The 25680-nt window shown below is 69.2% G+C and carries 22 protein-coding genes; 11 read left to right on the top strand and 11 right to left on the bottom strand.

Annotated features, from left to right (window positions below; translation table 11 throughout):
- Positions 1–126 precede the first annotated feature (126 nt).
- The 4 genes from E3O46_RS05720 to narI are packed head-to-tail and all read left to right on the top strand — an operon-like array spanning position 127 to position 6997.
- A complete protein-coding gene (locus tag E3O46_RS05720; RefSeq protein ID WP_198413694.1) occupies positions 127–3849 on the top strand; it encodes a nitrate reductase subunit alpha in 3723 nt (1240 codons plus the stop codon).
- Complete coding sequence (gene narH, locus E3O46_RS05715; protein ID WP_134448900.1) at positions 3850–5538, top strand: nitrate reductase subunit beta; 1689 nt, start codon at positions 3850–3852, stop codon at positions 5536–5538.
- Positions 5535–6227, top strand: a complete 693-nt coding sequence (gene narJ / locus E3O46_RS05710) for a nitrate reductase molybdenum cofactor assembly chaperone (RefSeq protein ID WP_134561278.1) — start codon at positions 5535–5537, stop codon at positions 6225–6227. Before narH ends, narJ begins: the two co-directional genes overlap by 4 nt.
- A complete protein-coding gene (narI, locus tag E3O46_RS05705; RefSeq protein WP_134561277.1) occupies positions 6224–6997 on the top strand; it encodes a respiratory nitrate reductase subunit gamma in 774 nt (257 codons plus the stop codon). Before narJ ends, narI begins: the two co-directional genes overlap by 4 nt.
- A gap of 206 nt (positions 6998–7203) precedes the next feature.
- Here narI and E3O46_RS05700 read toward each other — a convergent pair whose 3' ends face one another.
- From E3O46_RS05700 to E3O46_RS05670, 7 genes are all read right to left on the bottom strand, one after another.
- Positions 7204–8526: an MFS transporter gene (locus E3O46_RS05700; RefSeq protein WP_134561276.1), complete on the bottom strand. Its 1323-nt coding sequence runs from the start codon at positions 8524–8526 to the stop codon at positions 7204–7206.
- Positions 8527–8695: 169 nt separating this feature from the next.
- Positions 8696–8935 carry a MoaD/ThiS family protein gene (locus E3O46_RS05695; protein ID WP_134561275.1) on the bottom strand — a complete coding sequence of 80 codons (240 nt, stop codon included), beginning with the start codon at positions 8933–8935 and terminating at the stop codon, positions 8696–8698.
- Entirely contained in the window at positions 8935–9222 is a 288-nt protein-coding gene (locus tag E3O46_RS05690; RefSeq protein ID WP_174774645.1) for a DUF6457 domain-containing protein, read from the bottom strand. The genes E3O46_RS05695 and E3O46_RS05690 overlap by 1 nt, the downstream gene beginning before the upstream one ends.
- Complete coding sequence (gene mobA, locus E3O46_RS05685; protein WP_134448905.1) at positions 9219–9953, bottom strand: molybdenum cofactor guanylyltransferase; 735 nt, start codon at positions 9951–9953, stop codon at positions 9219–9221. Before mobA ends, E3O46_RS05690 begins: the two co-directional genes overlap by 4 nt.
- A gap of 8 nt (positions 9954–9961) precedes the next feature.
- Complete coding sequence (moaC, locus tag E3O46_RS05680; protein ID WP_134561274.1) at positions 9962–10507, bottom strand: cyclic pyranopterin monophosphate synthase MoaC; 546 nt, start codon at positions 10505–10507, stop codon at positions 9962–9964.
- Between the two features lie 14 nt (positions 10508–10521).
- Entirely contained in the window at positions 10522–11865 is a 1344-nt protein-coding gene (locus E3O46_RS05675) for a molybdopterin molybdotransferase MoeA (RefSeq protein WP_134560203.1), read from the bottom strand.
- Positions 11866–11867: 2 nt separating this feature from the next.
- Positions 11868–13139 (bottom strand): ThiF family adenylyltransferase, encoded by a 1272-nt coding sequence (locus E3O46_RS05670; RefSeq protein ID WP_134561273.1) that lies wholly within the window; start codon positions 13137–13139, stop codon positions 11868–11870.
- A 216-nt stretch (positions 13140–13355) separates the two neighbouring features.
- On the opposite strand from E3O46_RS05670, the gene fdhA reads away from it, so the two are divergent.
- The 5 genes from fdhA to E3O46_RS05645 all read left to right on the top strand — a co-directional run bounded on the left by fdhA (position 13356) and on the right by E3O46_RS05645 (position 17655).
- Positions 13356–14570, top strand: coding sequence for a formaldehyde dehydrogenase, glutathione-independent (fdhA, locus tag E3O46_RS05665; RefSeq protein WP_134561272.1), 1215 nt, complete (start codon positions 13356–13358; stop codon positions 14568–14570).
- 109 nt (positions 14571–14679) lie between these two features.
- A complete protein-coding gene (gene moaA, locus E3O46_RS05660; protein ID WP_134561271.1) occupies positions 14680–15726 on the top strand; it encodes a GTP 3',8-cyclase MoaA in 1047 nt (348 codons plus the stop codon).
- 9 nt (positions 15727–15735) lie between these two features.
- Positions 15736–16674 (top strand): formate dehydrogenase accessory sulfurtransferase FdhD, encoded by a 939-nt coding sequence (gene fdhD, locus E3O46_RS05655; protein ID WP_134561270.1) that lies wholly within the window; start codon positions 15736–15738, stop codon positions 16672–16674.
- Positions 16675–16732: 58 nt separating this feature from the next.
- On the top strand, positions 16733–17191 hold the full coding sequence (locus tag E3O46_RS05650) for an SRPBCC family protein (RefSeq protein ID WP_134560209.1): 459 nt from the start codon (positions 16733–16735) through the stop codon (positions 17189–17191).
- Positions 17191–17655, top strand: a complete 465-nt coding sequence (locus E3O46_RS05645; RefSeq protein ID WP_134561269.1) for a MarR family winged helix-turn-helix transcriptional regulator — start codon at positions 17191–17193, stop codon at positions 17653–17655. Before E3O46_RS05650 ends, E3O46_RS05645 begins: the two co-directional genes overlap by 1 nt.
- On the opposite strand, the gene E3O46_RS05640 is transcribed toward E3O46_RS05645, so the two are convergent.
- Positions 17652–19967 (bottom strand): FdhF/YdeP family oxidoreductase, encoded by a 2316-nt coding sequence (locus tag E3O46_RS05640; RefSeq protein ID WP_134561369.1) that lies wholly within the window; start codon positions 19965–19967, stop codon positions 17652–17654. The genes E3O46_RS05645 and E3O46_RS05640 overlap by 4 nt on opposite strands.
- A gap of 224 nt (positions 19968–20191) precedes the next feature.
- On the opposite strand from E3O46_RS05640, the gene E3O46_RS05635 reads away from it, so the two are divergent.
- Positions 20192–22576 carry a glycosyltransferase gene (locus E3O46_RS05635; RefSeq protein WP_134561268.1) on the top strand — a complete coding sequence of 795 codons (2385 nt, stop codon included), beginning with the start codon at positions 20192–20194 and terminating at the stop codon, positions 22574–22576.
- A complete protein-coding gene (locus E3O46_RS05630) occupies positions 22573–23913 on the top strand; it encodes a nucleotide disphospho-sugar-binding domain-containing protein (protein WP_134561267.1) in 1341 nt (446 codons plus the stop codon). Before E3O46_RS05635 ends, E3O46_RS05630 begins: the two co-directional genes overlap by 4 nt.
- Here E3O46_RS05630 and E3O46_RS05625 read toward each other — a convergent pair.
- Genes E3O46_RS05625 through E3O46_RS05615 form a run of 3 tightly spaced genes read right to left on the bottom strand, consistent with a single transcriptional unit; the run spans position 23910 to position 25499 of the window.
- The gene (locus E3O46_RS05625) at positions 23910–24458 is read right to left on the bottom strand and encodes a DUF2017 family protein (RefSeq protein ID WP_134560217.1); all 549 of its coding nucleotides are present in this window, start codon (positions 24456–24458) and stop codon (positions 23910–23912) included. The genes E3O46_RS05630 and E3O46_RS05625 overlap by 4 nt on opposite strands.
- Positions 24458–24742: an ATP-dependent Clp protease adapter ClpS gene (clpS, locus tag E3O46_RS05620; RefSeq protein WP_241975459.1), complete on the bottom strand. Its 285-nt coding sequence runs from the start codon at positions 24740–24742 to the stop codon at positions 24458–24460. Before clpS ends, E3O46_RS05625 begins: the two co-directional genes overlap by 1 nt.
- Positions 24743–24791: 49 nt before the next feature.
- Entirely contained in the window at positions 24792–25499 is a 708-nt protein-coding gene (locus E3O46_RS05615; RefSeq protein ID WP_241975460.1) for a YoaK family protein, read from the bottom strand.
- Between the last annotated feature and the right edge of the window lie 181 nt (positions 25500–25680).

Below are 25680 nucleotides of genomic sequence, written 5' to 3'. Positions count from 1 at the left end.
AGACTCGGATGCGAGGGTGGTTGCTGAATCGGCAATGCCCGGCACCGCAAGGGGTATGTCGTGAAAACTCTCAAGAACTCGAGCTTCTCGAAGCGCAAAGCCGGCCAGCCCGACACCAAACCGGGCATCGACGGCCCGATCGCGGACAGCATCCTGAACCTCGGCCGTTTCCTTCGCAGGGGCGAGACCTCGCCGGACCTGCGCTCCCTGTTCCTCGAAGGCGGCAGGGACGCCGACAGCTTCTATCGCGACCGCTGGACCCACGACAAGGAGGTGCGGTCCACCCACGGCGTGAACTGCACCGGCTCCTGTTCGTGGAAGGTGTACGTCAAGGACGGCATCATCACCTGGGAGACCCAGCAGACCGACTACCCCTCCGTCGGCCCTGACTCGCCGGAGTACGAACCCCGCGGCTGCCCCCGTGGCGCAGCATTCAGCTGGTACACCTACTCGCCGACCCGGGTGCGGTACCCCTACGTGCGCGGCGTGCTGCTCAACCTCTACCGTGAGGCGAAGGCACGCCTCGGCGACCCGGTGCTCGCCTGGGCCGACGTCACCGGCAACCCCGAGTCTGCCAAGGCCTACAAGAGCGCTCGCGGCAAGGGCGGCCTGGTGCGCGCGAGCTGGGACGAGGCCGCGGAAATCGTCGCCGCCGCCCACGTGCACACCATCAAGACCTACGGGCCGGACCGGATCGCCGGTTTCTCGCCGATCCCGGCGATGTCGATCGTCTCGCAGGGAGTCGGCAACCGCTTCATCTCCATGCTCGGCGGCACGATGCTGTCCTTCTACGACTGGTACGCCGACCTCCCCGTCGCGAGCCCGCAGGTTTTCGGCGACCAGACCGACGTCCCGGAATCCGCCGACTGGTGGAACTCGTCCTACCTGATCATGTGGGGCTCGAACGTGCCGGTCACCCGCACCCCCGACGCCCACTTCATGGTCGAGGCCCGGTACCGCGGACAGAAGGTCATCACGGTCTCTCCCGACTACGCCGACAACTCCAAGTTCGCCGACGAATGGCTCGCCGTTCACCCCGGCACCGACGGCGCCCTTGCGATCGCGATGGGCCACGTCGTTCTCAAGGAGTTCCTCGTCGACCGGCGGACCCCGCGTTTCGTCGACTACATGAAGCGCTACAGCGACTCCGCCTACCTGATCACGCTCACGAAACGCGGCGACGCCTGGGTGCCCGGCAAGTTCATGACGGCGGATGCCCTCCCCGACACCGAGCCGACGGTCGCGAGCGCGGCGTTCAAGCCGATCCTCCTCGACCAGGACGGCCGCACCGTCATCCCGAACGGATCGATCGGACACCGCTTCTCCGAGACCGACGTCGGCACGTGGAACCTCGACCTCGAGGGCGTCGACCCGCTGCTCTCGATCATGGACGCGCCGGACTACGACGGCGCATCCGCTTCGGTCGACCTGCCGCGCTTCGACGTGTCGCCGACGACAGACGACGCGGGGGAGCAGCAGGCCGGCGGCGCCGGCATCATCCGCCGCGGCGTGCCCGTGCGGCGCGTCGCCGGCGAACTCGTGACGACCGTCTTCGACCTCCTCCTCGCCCAGTACGGCGTCGGTCGCGACGGGCTGCCGGGCATCTGGCCAACAGGCTACGACGATGCGTCCTCGCCCGGCACCCCCGCCTGGCAGGAGGCCATCACCTCGGTGCCGATGCAGGCTGCTGAACGCATCGGCCGCGAATTCGCGCAGAACGCCGAGGAATCGGGCGGTCGCTCGATGATCCTGATGGGTGCAGGCACGAACCACTGGTTCCATTCCGACACGATCTACCGGGCCTTCCTCGCCCTCACGACGATGACCGGCTGCCAGGGCGTCAACGGCGGCGGCTGGGCCCACTACGTCGGGCAGGAAAAGGTCCGCCCGCTCACCGGCTACGGACAATACGCCTTCGGCCTCGACTGGGTGCGCCCTCCCCGCCAGATGATCGGCACCGGCTTCTTCTACCTCGCGACCGACCAGTGGCGCTACGACGGGCTGTCCGCCGACACCCTCTCGAGCCCGCTCGGAGTCGGTACCTTTGCCGGCCGCACCACCGCGGACTGCCTTGTCGAATCGACGAAGCGCGGCTGGATGCCGAGCTACCCGACGTTCAACCGGAATTCGCTCGACCTCGTCGACGACGCCGTCGCCGCCGGGGTCGACCCGGCCCAGTACGTGGTCGAGTCGCTGGAGGACGGCAGCCTCGCGTACTCGGTCGAGGACCCCGACGCACCGGAGAACTTCCCTCGCGTGATGGTCGTCTGGCGGGCGAACGTACTCGGCTCTTCCGGCAAGGGCAACGAATACTTCCTCAAGCACCTGCTCGGCACCACGAGTGCCGTGCGCGCGCCCGAATCCCCGCCGGAGAAGCGCCCGAAGACGATGAAGTGGCACGAGTCCGCTCCGGAGGGAAAGCTCGACCTCCTCGTGACGAGCGACTTCCGGATGACCTCGACGACCGTCTTCAGCGATGTGGTCCTGCCGCCGGCCACCTGGTACGAGAAGAACGACCTGTCGACGACGGACATGCATCCGTTCATCCACTCGTTCAACCCCGCGATCACGCCGCCGTGGCAGGCGAAGACCGACTTCGACATCTTCCACATCGTCGCGAAGAAGATCTCCGAGCTCTCGGTCGACCACCTCGGCGTGCGCCGGGACATCGTCGCCGTGCCCCTGACGCACGACACCCCCGATGCGATGGCGACCCCGCACGGAACCGTGCAGTACGGCCAGCCGCTCGTGCCCGGCATCACGATGCCCAAGCTCGTCGTCGTCGAGCGCGACTACCCGGGCTTCGCAGACAAGCTCGGCGCACTCGGCCCGCTCACCGCGAAACTGGGCATGGTCACGAAGGGCGTCAAGTTCAATCCCGATGTCGAGGTCGAGTACCTCGGCCGGAAGAACGGTCTCGTCGAGAGCGGCCCCGCTGCCGGCCGGCCGCGCCTCACGACCGCGATCCACGCCTGCGAGATGGTGCTGGCCCTCTCCGGCACCACGAACGGCCGTCTCGGCACCCAGGGCTTCCGGCAGCTCGAGGAGCGCACGGGCATGAAGCTCGCCCACCTCGCGAGCGACAACGAGGGCAGGCGCTTCTCATACCCGGATGTCCAGGGCGCGCCCGTCCCCGTCCTCACCTCCCCGGAGTGGTCCGGCAGCGAGCACGGCGGTCGCAGGTACAGCGCCTTCACGATCAACGTCGAGCACCTCAAACCGTGGCACACGCTGACCGGGCGGCAACACTTCTACCTCGACCACGACTGGATGATCGAGCTCGGGGAGCAGCTGCCGATCTTCAGGCCGCCGCTCGACATGCACCGCCTGTTTGACGACTCGATCGTCGGTTCCACGGCGGCGACCGGTTCGACGGGGTCGAAGGGCCGCGCGGAGGTCGCCGTGCGCTACCTGACGCCGCACTCGAAGTGGTCGATCCACTCCGAATACCAGGACAACCTGATGATGCTCTCGCTGTCCCGCGGCGGGCCGACGATCTGGATGTCACCGCAGGACGCCGACAAGATCGGCGTGCGCGACAACGAATGGATCGAGTCGTACAACCGCAACGGCGTCGTCGTCGCACGGGCCATCGTCTCGCACCGGATGCCGGAGGGCACCGTGTACATGTACCACGCGAAGGACCGCACGATCAACGTACCGATCGCCGAGACGAGCGGCATGCGCGGCGGAACCAACAACTCGCTGACCCGGATCCTGCTCAAGCCCAGCCACCTGATCGGCGGCTACGCCCAGCTGTCCTTCGCCTTCAACTACCTCGGCCCGACCGGGAACCAACGCGACGAGGTCACCGTGATCCGTCGACGCAGCCAGGAGGTTGAGTACTAAATGCGCGTAATGGCCCAAATGTCGATGATCATGAATCTCGACAAGTGCATCGGCTGCCACACCTGCTCCGTGACCTGCAAGCAGGTCTGGACCAACCGCACCGGCGTCGAATACGTCTGGTTCAACAACGTCGAGACGCGGCCAGGCCTCGGTTACCCGAAGCGGTACGAGGACCAGGAGAAGTGGAACGGCGGCTGGGTGCGCAACAAGCGCGGACGCCTGAAACTGCGCTCCGGCGGCCGGCTCAAGCGGCTCGCCACGATCTTCAACAACCCCGACCTGCCCGTCATCGACGACTACTACGAGCCGTGGACCTACGACTACGACATGCTCACCAAAGCTCCGCTCAGCACCGAGAGTCCCGTCGCCCGACCCAAATCCCTACTGACCGGCAAGAACATGGACATCAAGTGGTCAGGCAACTGGGACGACGACCTCGGTGGTTCCCAGGAGACCGCGGCGGAGGACCCCATCCTCGCGACGATGAGCGAGCACGTGAAGATGGAGTTCGAGAACACCTTCATGTTCTACCTGCCACGGATCTGTGAGCACTGCCTGAACCCGGCCTGCGTCGCGGCGTGCCCATCCGGTGCGATGTACAAGCGCGAGGAGGACGGCATCGTCCTCGTCGACGAGGATGCCTGCCGCGGCTGGCGGATGTGCGTCTCGGCCTGCCCATACAAGAAGGTCTACTTCAACCACAAGACCGGCAAGGCGGAGAAGTGCACCCTCTGCTATCCGCTGATCGAACAGGGCAAGCCGACCATCTGCTCGGAGACCTGCGTCGGTCGACTGCGCTACCTGGGCCTGATGCTCTACGACGCCGACGCCGTGCTCGCCGCCGCCGCGATCGAGAACGACCAGGACCTGCTCGAGGCCCAGCGCGGGGTGTTCCTCGACCCGTTCGACCCCGAGGTCATCGCCGCGGCGAAGGCGGAGGGCATGGAGGACGACTGGATCCTCGCCGCGCAGAACAGCCCGATCTACAAGCTCATCTCCGAGTACAAGGTCGCCCTGCCGCTGCACCCCGAGTATCGAACGATGCCGATGGTCTGGTACATCCCGCCGCTGTCCCCGGTCGTCGACGTCATCTCGACGACGAACAACGACGGTGAGGACGCCCGCACCCTGTTCGCCGCCATCGACAAGCTGCGCATCCCCGTCGAATACCTCGCCGGGCTGTTCTCGGCCGGAGATGTCGTCCCGGTCGAATCCTCGCTGCGGAAGCTCGCCGCGATGCGTTCGTACATGCGCGACATCAACCTCGGCCGGGACCGCGACGAGTCCATCCCCGAGGCCGTCGGCATGACCGGCACCGAGATCGAAGCAATGTACCGCCTCCTCGCGATCGCCAAGTACGAGGACCGTTACGTGATCCCGAAGGCGCACGTCGAGACGGCGCGCGAGCTCGAGGAGCTCGCGTGCTCGCTCGACACCGACGGCGGCCCCGGCATGGGCGGCCCGACGTCGACCGCCGCAGGGCCCTATGGCAAGACACCGGGAATGCCGTTCAACGCGACGGTCGACAACTACAACGAGATGATCGGCAAGGGCGGGGAGAAGACCAAGCCGACAACGCCCGGCCGGCTCAACCTGTTGAATTGGAACGGCTCGGGGGCGCCGAAGGGCCTGTTCCCCCCGATCCCGCCGATCATTCCGCCCGTCGCCGACACCGGGAGCCCCGCATGAGGCTCCCGAAGCTTCCGCCGCGCACCGTCAGGGCGATTCCGCTCAGTGCGGAGGACGGCGCCATCGCGCACATGGCGGCGTCGATCCTGCTCGATTATCCGACCATCGAACGCCGGGCGCGGTTTGCGGTCGTCGCCGAATCGGTCACGCTGCTGCCCGACCCGCTTCGGCACGCCTTCGAGGCGTTCCTTGGCGCGGCCGGCACCATGGGCCAGCAGCAGCTCGAGGTGCACTTCACGGCCACGTTCGACCTCAAACGCAAGTGCTGCCCGTACCTCTCGTACTACGCCGCCGGCGACACCCGTCGCCGGGGCATGGCGCTGGTGCGCTTCGTCGAGGCGTATCGCGCGGCCGGCTGGGAGGTCGCGGCGGACGAACTGCCCGACTACCTTCCGATGGTGCTCGAATTCTCGGCGCTCAGCGATTCGCCCATCGCACAGGAGCTGCTGGCGGCACACCGCGACGGGATCGAGGTGCTCCGCACCGCACTCGAGACCATCGAGAGCCCGTACGCGCACGTCGTCGAAGCGGTCTCCCTCTCACTCCCGAGCATCGATGAGGAAACCCGCGAACGCTACCTGAACCTCGTGAACGAGGGCCCGCCGACGGAGACGGTCGGCATGACCTTCCTCGGCAATCTCAAACCATTTTCGCCGTCCGGCATCGCGAGTGAGGAACTCAGGGTATGAACCCGATCGACTTTCTACTGTGGGTGGCGTTCCCGTACGCGGCCATGGCCGTGTTCGTGGTCGGCCACATCTTCCGGTACCGGCACGACCAGTTCGGCTGGACTTCCCGGTCGAGCCAGGTCTACGAGAACCGGCTGCTTCGCTGGGGATCACCGATGTTCCACTACGGCATCCTGATGGTTCTCGGCGGCCACGTCGTCGGGCTCCTGGTTCCCGAGGAATGGCTCGAATTCGTCGGCGTCTCCAATGAGATCTACCACGTCGGCGCGACCTGGCTCGGCAGTATCGCGGCCGTCCTCACCCTCGCCGGGCTTGCGATCCTGATCTACCGGCGGCGGCTGAACACCCGGGTGCTGCTCGCCACAACGGTGATGGACAAGGTCATGTACCTGCTCCTCGGGGCGACCCTGCTGTTCGGGACCACCGCCACCGTGCTGTTCCAGGTGCTCGGTGCCGGCTACGACTACCGCGGAACCATCTCACCGTGGGTGCGCGGGCTGCTCTCGGCCCAGCCGGACCCGTCGCTGATGGCTCATGTGCCGTTCTTCTTCCAGCTGCACGTACTGACCGCGACCCTGCTGTTCCTGCTCTGGCCGTTCACCAGGCTCGTGCACGTGTTCTCGGCCCCGATCGGCTACATCGTGAGACCGTACATCGTCTACAGGTCGCGCGACTCTCACCGGGGATCCGGCGCGCGCAAGGCCCGCCGCGGCTGGGAGAAGAGCGTACTGCCGGCATCCGCCAGGGACAGGGACGACGCTCGCCGCTAGCCGGACCCGCCTCACTTCGCTCCAGAGAAGCGCCCGCACGACACCGAATCGTGCGGGCGCTTCGTCGTCCCCGTTGGTCTTCGCTCATCCCCGTGTTAACTCAGGAAGACCGGGCGGGCGCGACGAAGGCCCCCGCTCCAGAGAGCGGGGGCCTTCGTCGTGGTGGTGCCAGGTGGTGCGCTGAGCCGGCGGTCGGGTGGTGCCGGTCAGCTCGGGTACGGAGCGCCGGGACGTGCGTAGTAGTGCCACGCGAGCCAGGTGCAGAAGACGCAGAAGACCGCGCAGCCGACGAAGAACGTGGTGGGACTGATCGCCGTGAGCGCGATGCCTACGATGAACGGGCCGAAAGCCGCGATGGCGCTCGTCCAGGCGATCGCCCCGCCGGCCTGCCGCTTGGGGAAGATCATCGGCATCTGCTTGAACGTGCCGGCGTTCGCAAATCCCGCGAAGGTGAAGATGATGAGCATCCCGGTGAGGAAGCCCCAGAAGTCGGACACGCTGCTCGGGCTGAGGAAGAACGCGGTGACCACGGTGCCGACGGTCATACCGATACCCCCGATCAGGGTGAAGATCGCGCCGCCCCACCTGTCGCAGAACGGACCGCTGGCCGCGCGCACGAGGGCGCCGACGACGGGGCCGATGAAGGCGAAGGCGAGCGGATTCGGGGCATCGGGAAAGTGCCCGTAGACGTTCAGGATGATCAGGCCCATCTGTGCAGCGAGGCCGCTGTACGCACCGAAACTCATCAGGTAGATGGCCGTCATGATCCAGGTGTGCTTGATCCTGAAGATGTCCATCTGCTGGCGGAAGTTCGCCGTGACCGGGACCCGGCGCAGATAGACGATCGCGAGGACGACGGCGAGGAGTGCCCAGGGGATCAGGACGAGGCCGCCGTTGTGCAGCCAGACCAGGTCGCCCTTGGCGCTGCTCTGAGGGGTGAGCGCCGCGGTGCCGAGCAGGCCGAAGCCGACGACCCACGGCAGTAGCAGCTGCATGAGGCCGATCCCGAAGTTACCGATGCCCGCCTGAAGTCCGAGCGCGGTGCCGGCGAGGCGCTTGGGGAAGAAGTAGCTGGTCGAGGCCATGAATCCGGAAAACGTCCCTCCGCCGATGCCCGCGGAGAAGGCGAGCGCGAGCAGCACCCAGTATGGGGTCGCAGTGTCGCGGGCCGCGAGCGTCCAACCGAGCATCGGCAGGACGAGGAGGGCGGACGACATGGCCACGAGGGACCGGGTGCCCATGATCGGCGGCAGGAACATGAAGACGAGTCGCAGCAATCCGCCGGCGAGTCCGGGGATGGCCACAAGCCAGTAGAGCTGGCCGGGCGCGAGGGAATAGCCGATGTCGTTCAGACGTGGGGCGATCGCGCTCACGAGGTACCAGGCCGCAAAGGCAAGCGTCAGGCTGAAGGTCGTGATCCACAGGGTGCGCCACGCGAGCTTGGGATCCCAGGTTTCTTCATTCTCCGGATCCCAGTTGGAGAGGTCTGGTTTGAGCTTCGACGAGACGAGTGCGGAAGGGACTGACATGTGCTTCCTCGGACTAGGTGGTTTCGGGCCGTGCGGCCCGCGTAACTACCACCCTGACCGTGCGTGCGGACCTCGACAATCGCGGAACACCGTGAAAAATCATTCCCCTCCGATCAGGCCCGGTCAGTCGGATCGTGCCGCTCACACCCGGTCCGCGTCGATCTGCGGTTCAGCCGCCGGCGAAGGGGGGCAACACGTCGACGGTGTCGGTCCCGGCGAGGGGCACCGCGTCATCCGCTGCCCTGATGCCGTTGACCAGCAGGGAACAGCGCGACAGGATCCTGGCGAACTCGGCGCCGTGCCGGTCGGCCAGGAGCGTACGGAGATCGCCGATGCTCGCAACGTCGACGGTCGTGGTCTCGGTGCCCGCGGACTCTGCCACGGCCGCGAAGAAGCGGATGCCGGCCACTAGCGGGTCTCGGTGGGGTGTGTCTTCGCCCACTCGAGGGCCAGCCCGGTGGCGGTGGCGCAGGCCTGCTCGATGTCTGCTGCGGTGCCGCCGTTGCGGGCAGCGGCGAAACCGACGAGGAACGTGCTGAGCGGGGCGGCGGGGCGGGCGACGCCGTGCGCGACGTCGCGGGCGACGTCGAGGAGAGTGCCGACCGGCACGTCGGCCGGATCGAGGTCGAGCCCGGCGGCGAGGACGGCAAGCCAGTCGTCGAGGGCCTCGGGAGGCAGGGGGGTGGAGGTGCTCATGGGGTGTCGCTCCTCGGAGGGGTGGTGCTGACCGGGCTGGGTCCCGACAGGAGCGCGGTGCTCCACTCAACATCCTGCCACGTGTCCACGTCGCGGCTGCTTCCCGAGTCGTCACGGACCCCGACGAGCCGAAGCCCGGACAGGAGGGCGCGCATGCTCGCGCCGTTCGCTGCGGGGCCGAGGCGTGCCGCGGCGTCCCGGAGGGTGCTCGCCCGGTAGAGACCGGCGAGCCACTGGGGGTGACCGTCCGGGTCGGACAGGTGCAGGCCGTCCAGGGCGTCTGTGCCGGTGGTGTTCCTGCCTGCGCGGTCGGCGAGGGCCTGGTCGGCGAGGGCTGCGACGAGGGTGCCGGCGGCATCCGCCGCCCAGGGCAGGTCGCACGCGAGGACGAGCAGCCACTCGGCCGGGGCATCGGCCGGGGCGCCGGCTGAGGTTGCGGGTGAGGGTGCCGCGAGGGCCGCGAGGCCGGCGGCGATGCCCGCGACGGGGCCGCCGAACGGGGGATCCTCGAGCGCCCAGAGCACTCCGGCCGCCTCGGGGCCGGCGGCGACCCGTGCTGACGCCGGCCCGACGACGACGACTCGACGGGCGAGGGTCCGAGCGTCGAGCACCCGGGAAAGCAGTGTGCGGCCCGCGACGTCGACGGCGGCCTTGACGGCGCCGCCGAGCCGGCTGCCGCGGCCGCCCGCAAGCACGATCAGGTCGACCTGAGGGGTGAGGGCTTCAGGCATGGGCGGTCCTACTCCGCGGGGCGCAGCCAGTCGCCGGACTTGCCGCCGGTCTTGCTGATCAGGCGGATGTCCCCGATGCTGACGGACTTGTCGAGTCCCTTCACCATGTCGACGACCGCCAGCGCAGCGATCGACACGGCCGTGAGCGCCTCCATCTCGACGCCGGTGCGGTCGGCCGTGCGGATGGTCGCCGCCACCCGCACGCCGGTGTCTTCGATCGTGAGGTCGACAGCCGCGCCGTGCACCCCGATCACATGGGCGAGGGGGAGCAGGTCCGCGCACTTCTTCGCGCCCTGGATGCCCGCGATGCGCGCGACGGCGAGCACATCGCCCTTGGGCGTCGTGCCGTCGCGCAGCGCGGCGACCACGCGGGGCCCGCAGAATACGAAACCCGCGGCGGTCGCGCTGCGCACGGTCGGCTGCTTCTCGGTCACGTCGACCATCCGGGCCTGGCCGGCGGTATTGAGATGCGTGAACGGCTGCCCGACCTGCGCATTCGGCGCAGCGTGCCCTTCGGGTCTGGCGGCGGCGGTTTCGTCTCGGGCGGAAGTCATACCACCAGCATGACTCATATCACCAGCATGACCGGGAGCAGGTCGCCCTCAGCCACGGTGTCGGACTCCTCCGGAACGATGGCGAGACCCTCGGCCTGGCCGAGTCCCGCGACGAGGTGCGAGCCGGAACCGCCGGAGGTGGCCGGCCACACGAGGGTCTCCTGGCCACGACGCTCGCAGACGACGGGCATGTACTGCTGGCGGCCGCTCGGTGAGCTCCAACCGCGGGCGACGGTCCCCGTGATCGTCGGACGGGTGGTGGTGCCGTGGCCGCCCATGAACAGGAGCGCCGGGCGTACAAAGGCCTCGAACGAGACGAACGCGCTCACCGGGTTGCCGGGCAGGGCGAACACGATCGGGCCGAGCGCGGCGCTTCCGGCGGAGCCTGTCTTCCCGGTGGTGCTGTTGCTGCCGGTGCCGGCTGCGGGCAGGCGGCCGAAGCCCTGCGGCTTGCCGGGCTGCATCCGCACCGGGCCGAACCACACGCCGAGCGGGGCGAGCACCGCCTTGACGACGTCGTACGCTCCCACGCTGACGCCTCCGGAGAGGATGATCGCGTCGACCGTGCCGATGAGGGAGTCGAGCACGGTGCGCAGGGACTCCTCGTTGTCGGGGACCGCCCCGATCCGGTGCACGACGCCGCCGGCCTGGGCCACTGCAGCGGCGAGCAGGTACGAGTTGGAGTCGGGGATCTGGCCTCGCCGCGCGGGGGTGCCGGGCACGATGAGCTCGTCGCCGGTCGAGATCACCGCGACGCGGGGCGCCGGGTGCACGAGCAACTCAGCGCGGCCGGCGCTCGCGGCTGCGGCGATCCGGGTGGGCCAGAGCGTCGTCCCTGCCCGCAGTATGGTGTCGCCGGCTGCGGCGTCGCTGCCGGCCCTGCGAATGTGGGCTGCCGGCTCCGGCACCCTGAGGATGCCGACCCGGTCGATGCCCCGGTCGGTGTCCTCGATCGGCACGACGGCATCCGCCCCGTCGGGGATCGGCGCCCCGGTCATGATCCGGGCGACCTGCCCGGCGTCGATGCGCGGGTTCTGTGCGGTACCGGCGGCGAGGTCGGCGACGACGGGCAGCACGACCGGGCTCATGGGGGTCGCGGCGAGCAGGTCGGCGCGCCGCACGGCGTAGCCGTCCATCGCCGAGTTGTCGAACGGCGGGGTGTCCGTCGCGCTTGTGACGTCCTCGGCAAGGGCGAGCCCGAGCGCGTGTTCGAGCGGGACCCGGACGGGCTCGAGAATGGGCAACTGCCCCAGGATCCAGTCGAGGTGCTCGGCGACCGGGCGGGCGGATGCCGCGTCAGCGTGCCCGCCGCGCCTCGCGTGATCGTGGTTCCCCGCAGCGCCCTCGGCTACTGCCACGGTCAGCTCCGCGCTTCGACGGACCACTCGGGGGACCAGGTCCCCGACCACTGGGTCGACCACTTCTGGCCGAAACCGGGAGCTCCGCCGTCGGCGACGGCGGCGTCCCAGGCGATGATCCCGCCCTCGAGCAGTGTCAGGTCGGTGAAGCCGTCCGCGGCGAGCGCGGCGGCGGCGCTCAGCGCGCGCGGCCCCTGCGCGCAGTGCAGCACGAGGGGAACGTCGCGCGGCAGCGACGCCAGTCCCTCCGGGGTGCGCAGCTGGTCGAGGGGGAGCAGCAGGGAGCCGGGCACCGCACTCTCGGCGTGTTCACCCGGCTCACGCACGTCGAGGACGATGAAGTCGTCCGCCCCGTTCGCGCGCGCGACCAGGCGGGAGACGAGCTCGGCCGCCGACAGTGTCGGCCAGGTCGGCACGGGGGCTTGCATGTTTGCCGTACCGGAGTCGGTCGCGGCAGCCGCGGCGGCCTCCCTGGCGGCCCGGGCGTGCCCTTCCGCGTCTCCGCCGACGAGCGGTACCTCGGTGAACCGCCCGGAGAGGGCGTCGATCACGAGCACCCGCCCGATCAACGGTGCGCCGATGCCGGCGACGAGCTTGATCGCCTCCGTCGCCATCAGCGAACCGACCTGGCCGCAGAGGGCGCCGAGCACGCCGGCCTCCGCGCAACTCGGCACTTCGCCCTCGGCGGGCGGATTCGGGAACAGGTCCCGCAGCTGCACGCCCGCAACGCCGCTCCCTTCGGGCGGGGTGGCCCAGAACACCGAGAGCTGGGCATCGAAGCGCAGCACGGATGCCCAGACGAGCGGCTTCCCCAGTTCGGCGGAGACGTCGTTCACGAGGAACCGGGTCGGGAAATTGTCGGTGCCGTCGATCACGACGTCGTACCCGGAGATGAGCGCGCGGGCATTGCCGTGGTCGAGCCGCTCGGCATGCTGGATGACAATGGTCGCCGGGGCGATGGCCGCGATGGACTCCGCGGCACTCACGACCTTCGACCTGCCGACATCCGCCTGGCCGTGCACGATCTGGCGTTGCAGGTTGCTCGGCTCGACGTCGTCGCCGTCGACGATGCCGATCGTGCCGATCCCGGCCGCCGCCAGGTAGAGCAGGGCCGGGGAGCCGAGGCCGCCCGCGCCGAGCACGAGCACCTTCGCGTTCGCCAGGCGACGCTGGCCGAGCTCGTCGAGCTGCGGCAGGCGGCGTTGACGGGCGGTGCGCACGGATTCGGTCGGGGTGAGCCGGGCGACGGGTTCGACAAGGGGAGGAAGGGCCATGCCCCTTACGCTAGGCGCTCCCGGCGGCCGGCGCATCCGCATCCGCCCAGAGTCTCGGCAACCCCCTTGATATCCCCAGCCGATGGGTGTTTCGTCGAAGACGGCACCACCGAGTAAGCGCCACCCCACAGCGCACCAACTAGCACCACTGCAATCTCGCACGATCGAAACGGCCGTGCACAGAGGATCACTACGCAGAACCTAGGAAGGTATGTAATGACAGGGAACAGAGCAGTTGCCTACAAGAGCCCGGGGCACGTCGAGGTCATCGACATCGACTACCCCACCTTCGAGCTGAAGGACGGGCCCGGCGTCAACCCGGCCAACGTCGGCCGGAAGGTACCGCACGGGGTCATCCTCCGCACGGTCAGCACCAACATCTGCGGCTCGGACCAGCACATGGTCCGTGGACGCACGACAGCCCCGGCCGACCTCGTGCTCGGTCACGAGATCACCGGCGAGGTCGTCGAGACCGGGCCCGATGTCGAGTTCATCAAGGTCGGCGACATCGTGTCGGTCCCGTTCAATATCTCCTGCGGCCGGTGTCGCAACTGCAAGGAGCGCAAGACCGGGATCTGCCTGAACGTCAACCCCGACCGCCCCGGCAGCGCGTACGGCTATGTCGACATGGGCGGCTGGGTCGGCGGCCAGGCCGAGTACGTTCTCGTGCCGTACGCCGACTGGAACCTCCTGAAGTTCCCGGACCGGGCCCAGGCCCTCGCGAAGATCATGGACCTGACCATGCTCTCCGACATCTTCCCCACCGGGTTCCACGGGGCGGTGAGCGCCAACGTCGGCGTCGGGTCGACGGTCTACGTCGCAGGAGCAGGGCCGGTCGGCCTCGCGGCAGCGGCATCCGCGCACCTGCTCGGAGCGGCCGCCGTCATCGTCGGCGACCTCAACGAGGAGCGGCTGGCCCAGGCCCGCAGCTTCGGCTGCGAGACGGTCGACCTGCGCAAGGGCGACCCGCAGGACCAGATCGAACAGATCCTCGGCGTCCCAGAGGTCGACTGCGCCGTTGACGCGGTCGGCTTCGAGGCCCGCGGGCACGGCCAGGCGGCGGGGGAGGAGCGGCCGGCGACGGTGCTCAACTCGCTCATGACCATCACCGCCGCCGGCGGCGCGCTCGGCATCCCCGGGCTCTACGTCACCGGTGACCCGGGCGGGGTCGACGAGGCTGCGAAGGTCGGGTCGCTCTCGATCCGGCTGGGGCTCGGCTGGGCGAAGTCGCTGTCCTTCACCACGGGCCAGTGCCCGGTGATGAAGTACAACCGCAAGCTCATGATGGCGATCCTGCACGACAAGGTGCAGATCGCGAAGGCCGTCAACGCCCAGGCGATCAGCCTCGAGGACGCGCCGCGCGGCTACGCCGAGTTCGACGCCGGCAAGTCCGTGAAATATGTGCTCAACCCGAACGGTTACGTCAAGTAGTGAATCAGTGACGTAAGAGCAACCGTTTCGAACGGATGCCCGGCCGGGGCCGCCCCGGTCGGGCATCCGTGTCGCGGGGCCGTGATGACAGAAGATTAGGGTGGAGCGTATGACCGGAAACCCGACACTCACGGACACCCGAGGCCGGCCGCTGCACGACCTGCGGATCTCGGTCACGGACCGGTGCAACTTCCGGTGCGTGTACTGCATGCCGAAGGAGATCTTCGGCCGCGACTTCGCCTTCATGGAACGCGACGAACTGCTCACCTTCGAGGAGATCACCCGGCTCGCCCGGGTGAGCGTCGCGCACGGGGTCGGCAAGATCCGGCTGACCGGAGGGGAGCCGTTGCTGCGCCGCGGCCTCGAAGACCTCGTCGCCGAGCTTGCGGTACTCCGCACCCCGGACGGACGGCCCATCGACATCGCCCTGACCACCAACGGCTCGGCGCTCGCGGTCAAGGCCCAGGCCCTCAAGGACGCGGGACTTCGCCGGGTCACGGTGTCCCTCGACTCCCTCGACGACGCGACCTTCCGGGCCATGAACGACGTGAACTTCCCGGTCGCGAAGGTCCTGCACGGCATCGACGTCGCCGCGGCCGTCGGGCTCGGCCCGGTCAAGGTCAACATGGTCGTCAAGCGCGGCCAGAACGACGGGGACATCCTCGCCATGGCGCGGCATTTCCAGGGCACGCCGGTCATCCTCCGCTTCATCGAATTCATGGACGTCGGATCGAGCAACGGCTGGGGGATGGGCGCCGTCGTGCCGTCCCGCGAGGTGATCGCCCGGATCGACGCCGAACTGCCGCTGGAGGAGATCGCCCCGAACTACACAGGGGAGACCTCGAGCCGCTGGCGGTACCGGGACGGCAGCGGCGAGATCGGGGTGATCTCGAGCGTGACGCAGTCGTTCTGCTCGACCTGCTCCCGCGCCCGGGTGTCGACGGACGGCAAACTCTTCACCTGCCTGTTCGCGACGGAGGGACACGACCTGCGCGCGCTCCTGCGCGGCGGCGCAACGGACGACGACCTCTCCGCCGCCATGGCCGCGGTCTGGCGAGAGCGGACCGACCGGTATTCGGACCTGCGGAGCGCGAAAACGAGCGAACTGCGGGCATCCGGTAAGAAGAAGATCGAGATGTCGTACATCGGAGGGTGACCAGGAACAATGACACGAATCACGGCACGACGAAAGGTCGTCCGGCTCACGGTCGGCGGCCGGAGGACCAGCCGAGAAGACGTGCTCGCCGTCGAGGAGCCGCTCGAGATCCGCGTGAACGGCACCTCGCTCGCGGTCACGATGCGCACGCCCGGCAACGACTATGACCTGGCCGCGGGCTTCCTGGTCTCCGAGGGCGTGATCAGCCGCGGCGAGCATTTCTTCGCGGCGCGCTACTGCGCCGGCGCTACCGTCGACGGAGAGAACACCTACAACGTTCTCGACGTGAGCCTCGCGCCGGGCGTGGCTGCTCCCGACCCGAGCCTCGAGCGGAACTTCCTCACCACGAGCGCGTGCGGGCTCTGCGGCAAGGCGAACATCGACGCCGTGCGCACCCGGTCGGTCTTCACCGTCTCGGACGACCCTGTGCTCCTCGACGCCGAACGCCTCGTCACTTTCCCGGAGGTGCTCCGGGCCGGCCAGCGGGTATTCGAGAAGACCGGCGGCCTGCACGCTGCCGGGCTCTTCGACGCCGCCACCGGGGAACTGCTCGTGCTGCGCGAGGACGTCGGGCGCCACAACGCCGTCGACAAGGTGATCGGATGGGCGGTCAAGGAGGACCGGCTGCCGCTGCGTGGAACCGTGCTCCAGGTTTCCGGCCGGGCGAGTTTCGAACTCGTCCAGAAGGCGGCGATGGCCGGCATCCCGATGCTGGCCGCGGTCTCCGCGCCGTCCTCCCTCGCGGCGGAACTCGCCGCCGAGGTGGGCATGACCCTGGTCGGCTTCCTGCGCGGCGACTCGATGGTGGTCTACGCGGGCGCCGAGAGGATCACCGGCGGTGGCGGTCGCGCAGCGGAAGATATCGCCGTTGCTGAGGGTGCCGAGGGTGCTGCGAGTGTTGCGAGTTCTGCCCCATCGGCCCTTGCCGGTTCCGCGGCGCCGAATTAGTATGTGCGCATACTAACTGTCCCGCTACGAGGGGCAGCTTCGGACGAGAGGTCATCTGATGTGGAGAACTGAGTACACGGCAGACACCAGTGCCACACCCGCCGCGGTCTGGGCGGCTTTTCGGGACATCCACACCGGGGTCGCCGCGGCCGCGGGCGGGGACGTCTTCGAGATGGACGGTGCATTCACCGTCGGCACGGAGTTGAGCGTGACGCCGGTCGGGCAGGACACGTTCCGATCCCGCATCATCGAACTGGCCCCGAACGAACGGTATGCCGACGAGACCACATTCGGCGACGTCGTGCTGACGTTCCGGCACGTGTTCACACCGAGTGACGGCGGCACGCGGGTCACCCACGAACTCGTGATCACCGGGCAGGATGCTGACGAGATCGGACCGGGGCTCGGCCCGGAGATCAGTGCGGACTTCCCCGAGGCGATGGCCGGGCTGTTCGCGCTCGCCGAGGCATCCGCTGACCCTGCTGACCCTGCTGACCCTGAAGACCCTGACCACTGATGCCGGACGCCGAGGAGAGCGGGCTCGACAGCGAGTTCGCGACCGCGGAGGACAGCACGGGGCTGATGCTGTGGCGGGTCACCAACGCCTGGCAGGCGGCCCAGCGGGCGGCGCTCCGGCCGTTCGGCCTGACCCATGTGCAGTTCGTGCTGCTCGCCTCGCTCGCGTGGCTCGACACGGACGGGCCGACCACCCAGCGCGAACTCTCCCGCCACGCCGGAACGGACCCGATGATGACCTCGCAGGTGCTGCGCACCCTGGAACGGAAGGACCTCGTGGAACGGCGGGGTCACCCGACGGATGCCCGGGCGAAGTCCCTCAGGGTGACAGTGACGGGAGCCGAGCTCGCCCGCCACGCGAACGCGGCCGTGGAAGGCGTCGACCAACGTTTCTTCACTCCGCTCGGCGCCGAGCGGGCGGTCTTCACCGGCATGCTCCGCGTGGTGCTCGGCCCGGCGTCCTAACCGGCCGTCGGGACCGGGGCCTGCTCGTGGGCGATGAAGCGCACCGCCATGGCCTTGTAGCCGGGGGTGTTCGACTCGCGGGCGACGAGTTCGCGGTGCATCAGAGCGTTCGCCTCGGGGAAGTACGCGGCGGCACAGCCGCGCGGGGTCGGGTACACCACGAGCCGGAACCCGTCCGCGCGGCGTTCCTCGCCGCGGAAGGTGCTGATCACGTCGACGAGGTCGCGGTCGTGGAAGCCGAGCTCGACGACGTCGTCCTTGTTGATCAGGATGACCCTGCGCCCGTTCGAGATGCCACGGTACCGGTCGTCGAGGCCGTAGAACGTCGTGTTGTACTGGTCGTGGCTGCGGATGGTCTGCAGGATGAGGTGCCCGGCCGGCGGAGTCAGGTATTCGAGCGGGCTCACCGTGAACCGGGCGCGGCCGATGTCGGTCGCGAAGCTGCGGGTGTCGCGGGGCGGGTTCGGCAGCACGAAGCCGTTCTTCGTCTTCAGCCGGCGGTTGAAGTCGGTGAAGCCGGGGACGACCCGGGAGATGTGGTCGCGGATCAGGTCGTAGTCCTCGCTCATCGCCTTCCAGTCGACGGGGTGTTCGGCGCCGAGGGTCGCGCTCGCCATCCTGGCGACGATGACGGGCTCGGCGAGCAGGTGCTCCGACACGGGATCGAGGCGCCCCTGTGTCGTGCGGACGACCGACATCGAGTCCTCGACGGAGAGCACCTGGCGTCCGCCGGGGTGCTTGTCGTCGGTGTCTGTCCGGCCGAGGGTCGGCAGGATCAAGGAGGTGCGCCCGTGCATCACGTGCGAGCGGTTCGGCTTCGTGGAGATGTGGACCGTGAGCCCGACCCGCTGCATCGCGGCCTCGAGCTTCGCGGTGTCCGAGCAGGCGAGGGCGAAGTTGCCGCCGAGGGACACGAACACGTCGACGTCCTCGTTCTCGAAGGCCTCGACCGTCGCGACGGAGTCCAGGCCGTGCGTGCGCGGGCTCACGATCCCGAACTCCGTGTCGAGTGCGGCGAGGAACGCCTCCTTCGGCTTCTCCCAGACGCCCATGGTGCGGTCGCCCTGCACGTTGGAGTGGCCGCGCACCGGGCAGGCGCCCGCGCCCGGCTTGCCGAAGTTGCCCTGCAGCAGCAGCAGGTTGATGATCTCCTTGAGAGTGTTGACCGAGTGCGGCTGCTGGGTCAGACCGAGCGCCCAGCAGATGATCGTGGCCTTCGAGGTCACGAGCATGCTCGCGACCACACCGATCTGCAGCCGGGACAGCCCGGTCGCCTTCTCGGTCTCCTCCCAGTCGATCTCGCCGCGCGCGGCCCGGTACTCCTCGAGTCCCTGGGTGTTGGCATCCATGAAGGCCTGGTCGACGACGGAGCCGGGCACGCGCTTCTCCTCCTCGAGGAGCAGGTGGCCGAGGGCCTGGAACAGGGCGAGGTCCCCGCCGACCTTGATCTGCAGGTATTCGTCGGCGAGCGCGGTGCCGTCGCCGATCAGTCCGGAGACGGACTGCGGGTCCCTGAAGTTGAACAGCCCGGCCTCGGGGAGGGGGTTGACCGCGACGACCCGTCCGCCGTTGTCCTTGCATTCCTTCAGGGCTGACAGCATCCGCGGGTGGTTGGTGCCCGGGTTCTGGCCGACGACGAGGATGAGCTCGGCGTGGTGGATGTCCTCGAGGGAGACGGTGCCCTTGCCGATGCCGATCGTCGCGTTCATCGCCGAGCCGGAGGACTCGTGGCACATGTTCGAGCAGTCCGGCAGGTTGTTCGTGCCGATCGAGCGGGCGAAGAGCTGGTAGAGGAACGCGGACTCATTCGCGGTGCGGCCGGAGGTGTAGAAGACGGTGCGGTCGGGGGTCGTGGCACGGATCTGCTCGCCGATGAGCTCGAACGCGTCGTTCCAGGAGATCTGCGAGTAGTGCGTGTCACCGGGGCGGATGACGACGGGGTGCGTGATGCGGCCCTGGTTGCCGAGCCAGTACTCGGTCTTCGTCGCGAGCTCGGCGATGGAGTGCTCCGCCCAGAATGCGGGGGTCACCTGGCGCACGGTGCTCTCCTCCGCGACGGCCTTCGCGCCGTTCTCGCAGAATTCGGCCGTCTTGCGGTGACCCTGCGACTCCGGCCAGGCGCAACCGGGGCAGTCTGTCCCGTCGCGCTGGTTGAGCCGGAGCAGGGCCCGGGTGGTGCGGCCGATCCCGGCCTGGGCGACGCCGCGCTCGAGCGCTACGACGACGGCTTCGAGGCCCGCCGCGCTGGTCTCCGGCTTCTTCACGACGAGGGAGTCTTCGTTGATGTCCTGGATCGGGGCGTGACGTGTCATGCCATCCATGATGCTCCTTTTGACTGCGTACCGGCACAACGGCAGCCGCCGCAGGGTCTGAGAACGGCGATGCGTCCTCTCGGGTGATTCCCAGCCCGGAAGGGCGCGCGAACCGGGAAAGTGGCGTTGAATCGACAAGGGGCTTTTGTCCCGGCCCACCGGGCCATTCTCGGCCCACCGGCCGACACCAGCCGCGGCATCGCCGGCAGACAGGGAGTTCGACCATGGGAACGCAGAGCACACTGGATTCGCTCCGGAGCGCGGACTCGATCCTCGCCACGATCATGGCCGCAGACGACCTCACCGTTGCAGCGAGCCGGGACGGCGGCACCAGGGCCGTGCGCCTGCTCGCAGAGGCCGCCGTCGATCCGGCAGACCAGGTCACCGCGATCGCCGCGGTGCACGCCCTCGCCCAGGTCTTCGACGAGACGGCGGACGAGGTCCTCGTCTCCCTCCTCGGGCACGAGCAGCTCTTCCTCCGCGAGCACGCGGCCTGGGCGTTCGGCGCCCGCCTGCCCCGCTTCGACGCGGTCGCGCCCCTGCTCGGGATGGTCATCGACGGCGGTTTCGCCGGGATGATCGCCCAGCGCACCCTCGAGCAATGGAGCGCTGCCGTCGCGGCCCCTGTCGCCCTCGCCGTCGAGGGCGCCCTGCTGGGCGTCACCGAGCCGGGCGCCCGGGCCAGACTGGTCGAAACCATCGGCCAGATCTCGGGGCGCATTCCCGAACGCATGCTGTTCCGCGTCGCCGTCGACCCGGCCGAGGCGACAGAGGTGCGGGCCGCCGCGATCGCCGCGATCGGCGACCGGGGCCTCGCCGATGCCGGTCCCGGCTCCCTCTCGGGCGCCGGCGCGGGTATCGGAACCGGGATCGGAACCGGGATCGGTTCCAACGACACCGGCCTCCGAATCGTCACCGGACTGGCCGCAGGCAGCGGGGTCCTCGCCGAGGTCGCCAGGCTCGCCGTGATCGACCTGACCGTGCCGCGCTACCCGCGGGCACCGTGGAGCAGCGGAACGACCGTCGCCCAGCTCTTCCTGCACGCCGACATCGACGGCGCGCTGACCCGGGTCGGCTCCGGCGACAACGGCGGCATCGCGACCCTGCTGGTCCGGCTCGGGGACGCGCTCGTCTCCGGACAGTCCGGCAGCGGTGCCGGCACGGGTACGGGCGATGTCGGCCGGGTGCTGACCCTCTCCCGCGGCGGCTTCGCCTCCGCGCTCGACTGCCTGCCCGAGGTCGCGTCGACCCTGTCCGGCCACGCCTTCGCGACGGTTCCCTTCCTCGGCGAGCCCGTCGCCTCCGCCGACGCCTGGTCCCGCCGGATCGCGACCCAGCGCGGCATCCGCCGGGTGCTCCGTGCCGCGGGGCCGGTCGACGCGATCCACCTGCGGATGGCGGACGTGGGCACCCTCGCCGCCTCGACGGTCGCCAGGGAACTCGACATCCCGGTCGTGTTCACCGTCGCGCCGGACCCGCACAGCCTCATCCGCTCGCTCGAGTCCGCCGGTGCCCTCACCCGCGCGACCTTCGGCACGGCCGATGCCGCCGATCACTTCTGGTTCCGCGTCCGGCTCGTGCAGCGCCTCGCAGCGGATGCCGCCCACACGGTGCTCTTCCCCCGGCCAGACCTCGAGCGTGACCTGCGCGAGCTCGTCGGCATCGACGTGACGCAGCACCCGGAACGCCACTCGATCGTCGCCGAGGGCATCGACATCGGCGTGATCGAGGCTTCGCTCGTCGACGCCGGGGCGAGCGAGGGCACGCCGGTCGCGGAGGTCGTGGCCGCAGCGTACGCCGAGCCCGACCTGGCTGCCCCGCCCTCGTCCGTGGTTCCCGCCCAGATGAGCGTCGAGGGTGCCCTCGCCCTCGGCCAGCTCGACGAGCTCCTCGCAACCCTCCCGCTGGAGCGCCGCGCACTGCCGCTCGCGATCACCGTCGGCCGGCTGCACCGGGTCAAGGGCATGGCAACCCTCGTCGAAACCTGGGCGGCCGATCCGGCGCTCCAGTCCGCCTGCAACCTCCTGATCGTCGGAGGCGACCTCACGGATCCCACTCCGGACGAAGCCGGCCAGCTCGACAGGATCCACGCCGTCGTGCCGCGCGGCGACGCCGCCTCTGCGGGGCTGCTGCTCGCCGGGCACCGCTCCAACGACACCGTCGCCCGCTGGCTCGCCGCCACCCGCCTCGGCCGCACCGGCCTCGCCGCGGCGAACGGCGTGTACGTCTGCGCGAGCATGAAGGAGGAGTTCGGCATCGCGTTGCTCGAGGCGATGGCCGCGGGGCTCACCGTGGTCGCCCCGAACGGCGGGGGACCGGCCACCTACGTCGAGCAGGGAGTGACCGGGTTCCTTGTCGACACCGGGAAGCCGGCAGGCCTCGCCACCGGGGTGCGTGAAGCCCTCGATCTCGCGGCCGGCCCCTTCGGCCCCGAATTCGCCGAGCGCGCCATGGCCATGGTCTCCGGCTCGTTCACGATCCAGGCGATGGCCGCGACTCTCTCCGGGGTGTACCGCGACGTCGCAGAAGCGCACGAGCGCCTCAGGGCGGATGCCGGGAACGGCTACGGCCGGGGACTGGCGTCAAACTGGACGCTGAGCGCCTCATGACCCTGCTCATCATCAGCCCCGACTACGCCTCGCACCTGTTCCCGCTCGCGACCCTGGGCACGGCCTGGCAGGCCGCCGGGGAACGGGTCGTCGTCGCGAGCGGCCCCGCGACGGCCGGAATCGTCGCCGAGTTCGGCTTCGAACGGGTGAACCTGCAACTCGGCCGCGGTTCGAACCCCGGCACCATCCGGGCGGAACAGCAGCCGAGCGGTGAGGACGAATCCCTCCGCGGCTTCTTCGCCGCGACGAGGCTCGGCCTCGTGCCGACTCTGCAGTTCCAGGCCGAGGCACGCAGCAACGACCTGCTCTGGAACCCGGTCGAGATCGCCAGGGAGGTGCAGCGCATCGTCGCCGAGGTGCGCCCCGACCAGATCATCGTCGACCACCTGGCCTTCAGCGCCCGCCTCGCGCTCGTGAGCGCCGGCATCCGCCACGCCGACGTCGTGCTCGGGCACCCGAGCGCCCTTCCGGTCGGCACCGAGGTCTATGGCTTCCCGTCCGCCTGGCCCGATGCCTTCGCGCCGGAGCCGGACGACCTCGCCGGGCTTCACAGCACCTGCGAGGCGGTGCGTGACACCTTCACCGCCCAGTGGAACGCCGCCCTGCTCGAACTCGACCCGGCGGCCGAGCCGAGCCGTGACGCCTTCACCGAATCCGGCGACGTGCTGATGCTCAACTATCCGGCCGAACTGCACGCACCGGCCCGGACGGCACTGCTGCCGCAGCACGTCTTCCTCGGTTCCGCGGTGCGCGAGGAGGCCCGCGACGCCGAGGTCGAGGCGTGGCTCGCCGACGCCGTCGCGGCCGGCGACGACCGTCCCCTCGTCTACGTGAGCTTCGGGAGCTTCCTCTCGGTGCGCGGCGACGTGCTCGCCCGGGTGGCGGATGCCCTCAACGGCCTCTCCGTCAGGGTCGCCCTCGCGACGGGGTCGACGGACCCCGTCGAGCTCGGCCGGATCCCCGACGCCTGGCTCGTGCGCGGCTTCCTGCCCCAGGTCGCCCTGCTCGGCGCCGCGGACCTCGCCGTCACCCACGGCGGCAACAACAGCGTGACCGAGGCGATGACCGCGGGAGTACCGCTGCTCGTGCTGCCGTTCTCCACCGACCAGTTTGCCGGGGCCGAGGGCGTCGAGACGAGCGGATTCGGGCTCTCGCTCGCGCCCAACACCGCGACGAGCCTCGAGCTCCGCGCCGCAGTCCTCTCGGTGCTCGGGCTTCCGGCCGGCGACCGCGCGCGTCTCGACGCCCTCAGCGACTCACTGCGGGGCGGCGCGGGCCCGCGTCGGGCTTACGAGGCGCTCACTGCGCTCGACGCCCTCCCTGTCGCGATCGCCTAGCGGTCGATGGCGTAGACGAGGGACTCCTGGACCATGCCGAGCCACTCGTAGATGCTGCTGAGCAGCGGGGCCTCGTCGGCGTCGAGGTGCTGTTCGCCGTCGGGGGAGATCTGGAGGCGCTCGGCAAGCGTGAGCCGGAGGTCGGTGAGCGTGCGCAGCCAGGACTGCACGCCGACGTCGTCGAGGGCGATCGGCATCGGCGGAACCTCGAAGCGGTCGTCCAGGAAGGGCAGAGACGGTTCGTCGGCGATCTCATCGAGGGGTTCCTCGCCGAGTGAGGCGAGCAGGACGCGGGCGTTCGCGAGCTTGCCGTCGAGGAGATCCCCGGAGGTGAAACGGCGGAACTCTGCCGAGGCTTCGGCGTCGTCAGGGTAGGCGTCCGGCAGCAGGCGTCTCAGCGCGGGATCGGCGCTGGTCCCGAGGGCATGGGTCTCCGCGGCGAGCAGGAGCTCGATCAGCTGGCTCGCGGCGAGCCGGAGCAGCCCGAGCTCGACCGATTCGAAGCTCGCGGACACCGTTCCGGCCGGGTCACGGGTGAAGAGCATCAGGAGTCCTCGCGCGAGAGCGTCGCCCAGAGCCCGAAGCCGTGCATCGCCTCGACGTGGCGCTCCATCGACTCCCGGTTCCCGGTGGAGACAATGGCCTTGCCGGAGTTGTGCACCCGCAGCATCAGGCGTTCGGCCTCCTCGGGGGCGACCCCGAAGTAGCTGCGGAACACGTAGGACACATAGGACATCAGGTTGACCGGGTCGTCCCACACGATGGTGACCCAGGGGCGGTCGAGGGAGACGGCTTCACGCAGGTCCGATTTTTCAGAAGTCTTCGGCACCGGTTAAGCCTCACACGCCGGGGTCATTCCCGCCACCAAGACCGGAAACTCATGCACTCGCTCTGTTTTCCGGCGCATGGTGCGGGCGCCCGGCCGCATGCCCGAGCGACGCGACGACGAGGGTGATCACGGCAGAGAGGGCGACGCCCCAGCCGATGTGCACCGAGAGCAGCAGGGCCCCGACAGCGGCGCCCGCGCAGATCAGCAGGATCGCGGCCACCCGGCGGAACCAGGGCTGGCCCTTTCCGCCGCCGAGCCGCGAGTCGGCGGCCAGTCCCGTGATCGTCGACGTCACGACGACCGTCGTGACGTCCTTGACCCCGATGTGCCGGGCGACCCCGGCCTGGAGTCCCATCATCGCGGCGAGGAGGCTCGTGATCACCAGGTCGAAGGGCTGTGGCGGATGCCCGCCCCCGAGGAACAGGGCGATCGCCAGTCCCGCCATGATCACGCCCTGCACCGCGAACAGCACCGTCGCGTGGGTCGTCCAGCCGATCGCAACGGGCCGCAGCACCCGCCCGCCGACGGCGGCCCCGAGCATGAAGGTGAACAGGGCGAGCAGCGGGCCGAGCACAGGCAGGTTGCTCGCGCCGGCGAGGGCCATCCCGAGGATGACGACGTTCCCCGTCATGTTGCCGGTGAACACCTTGTCGAGCCCGAGGTACCCGACGGCATCCGCCAGGCCGGTGGAGAACGTCAGCGCAAGCATGAGGCCGAGGTGGAGGTTCGCGGGATGGCGGCGGAGCTTCTCGAGCACGGGTGATCCTTCGGGACGGGGACTGCTGCAATTGTTTCCTGGAGGTAAAACTCATGTCGATCGTGTCAACAGTGACCTGAAACGTACCGGCTGGTCGAATGGCACGCAAACGGGAGATAGCCTCGATCGCGAGGCACCAATAGTGTGAAGAACCACGTTCTTGTTTCCGTGTTCCTGGAAG

Source organism: Cryobacterium glucosi, from assembly GCF_004402235.1.
GTDB lineage: Bacteria > Actinomycetota > Actinomycetes > Actinomycetales > Microbacteriaceae > Cryobacterium > Cryobacterium glucosi.
The sequence above is the reverse complement of the archived record's forward strand: the minus strand, read 5'-3'. Positions and strand labels throughout refer to the sequence as shown.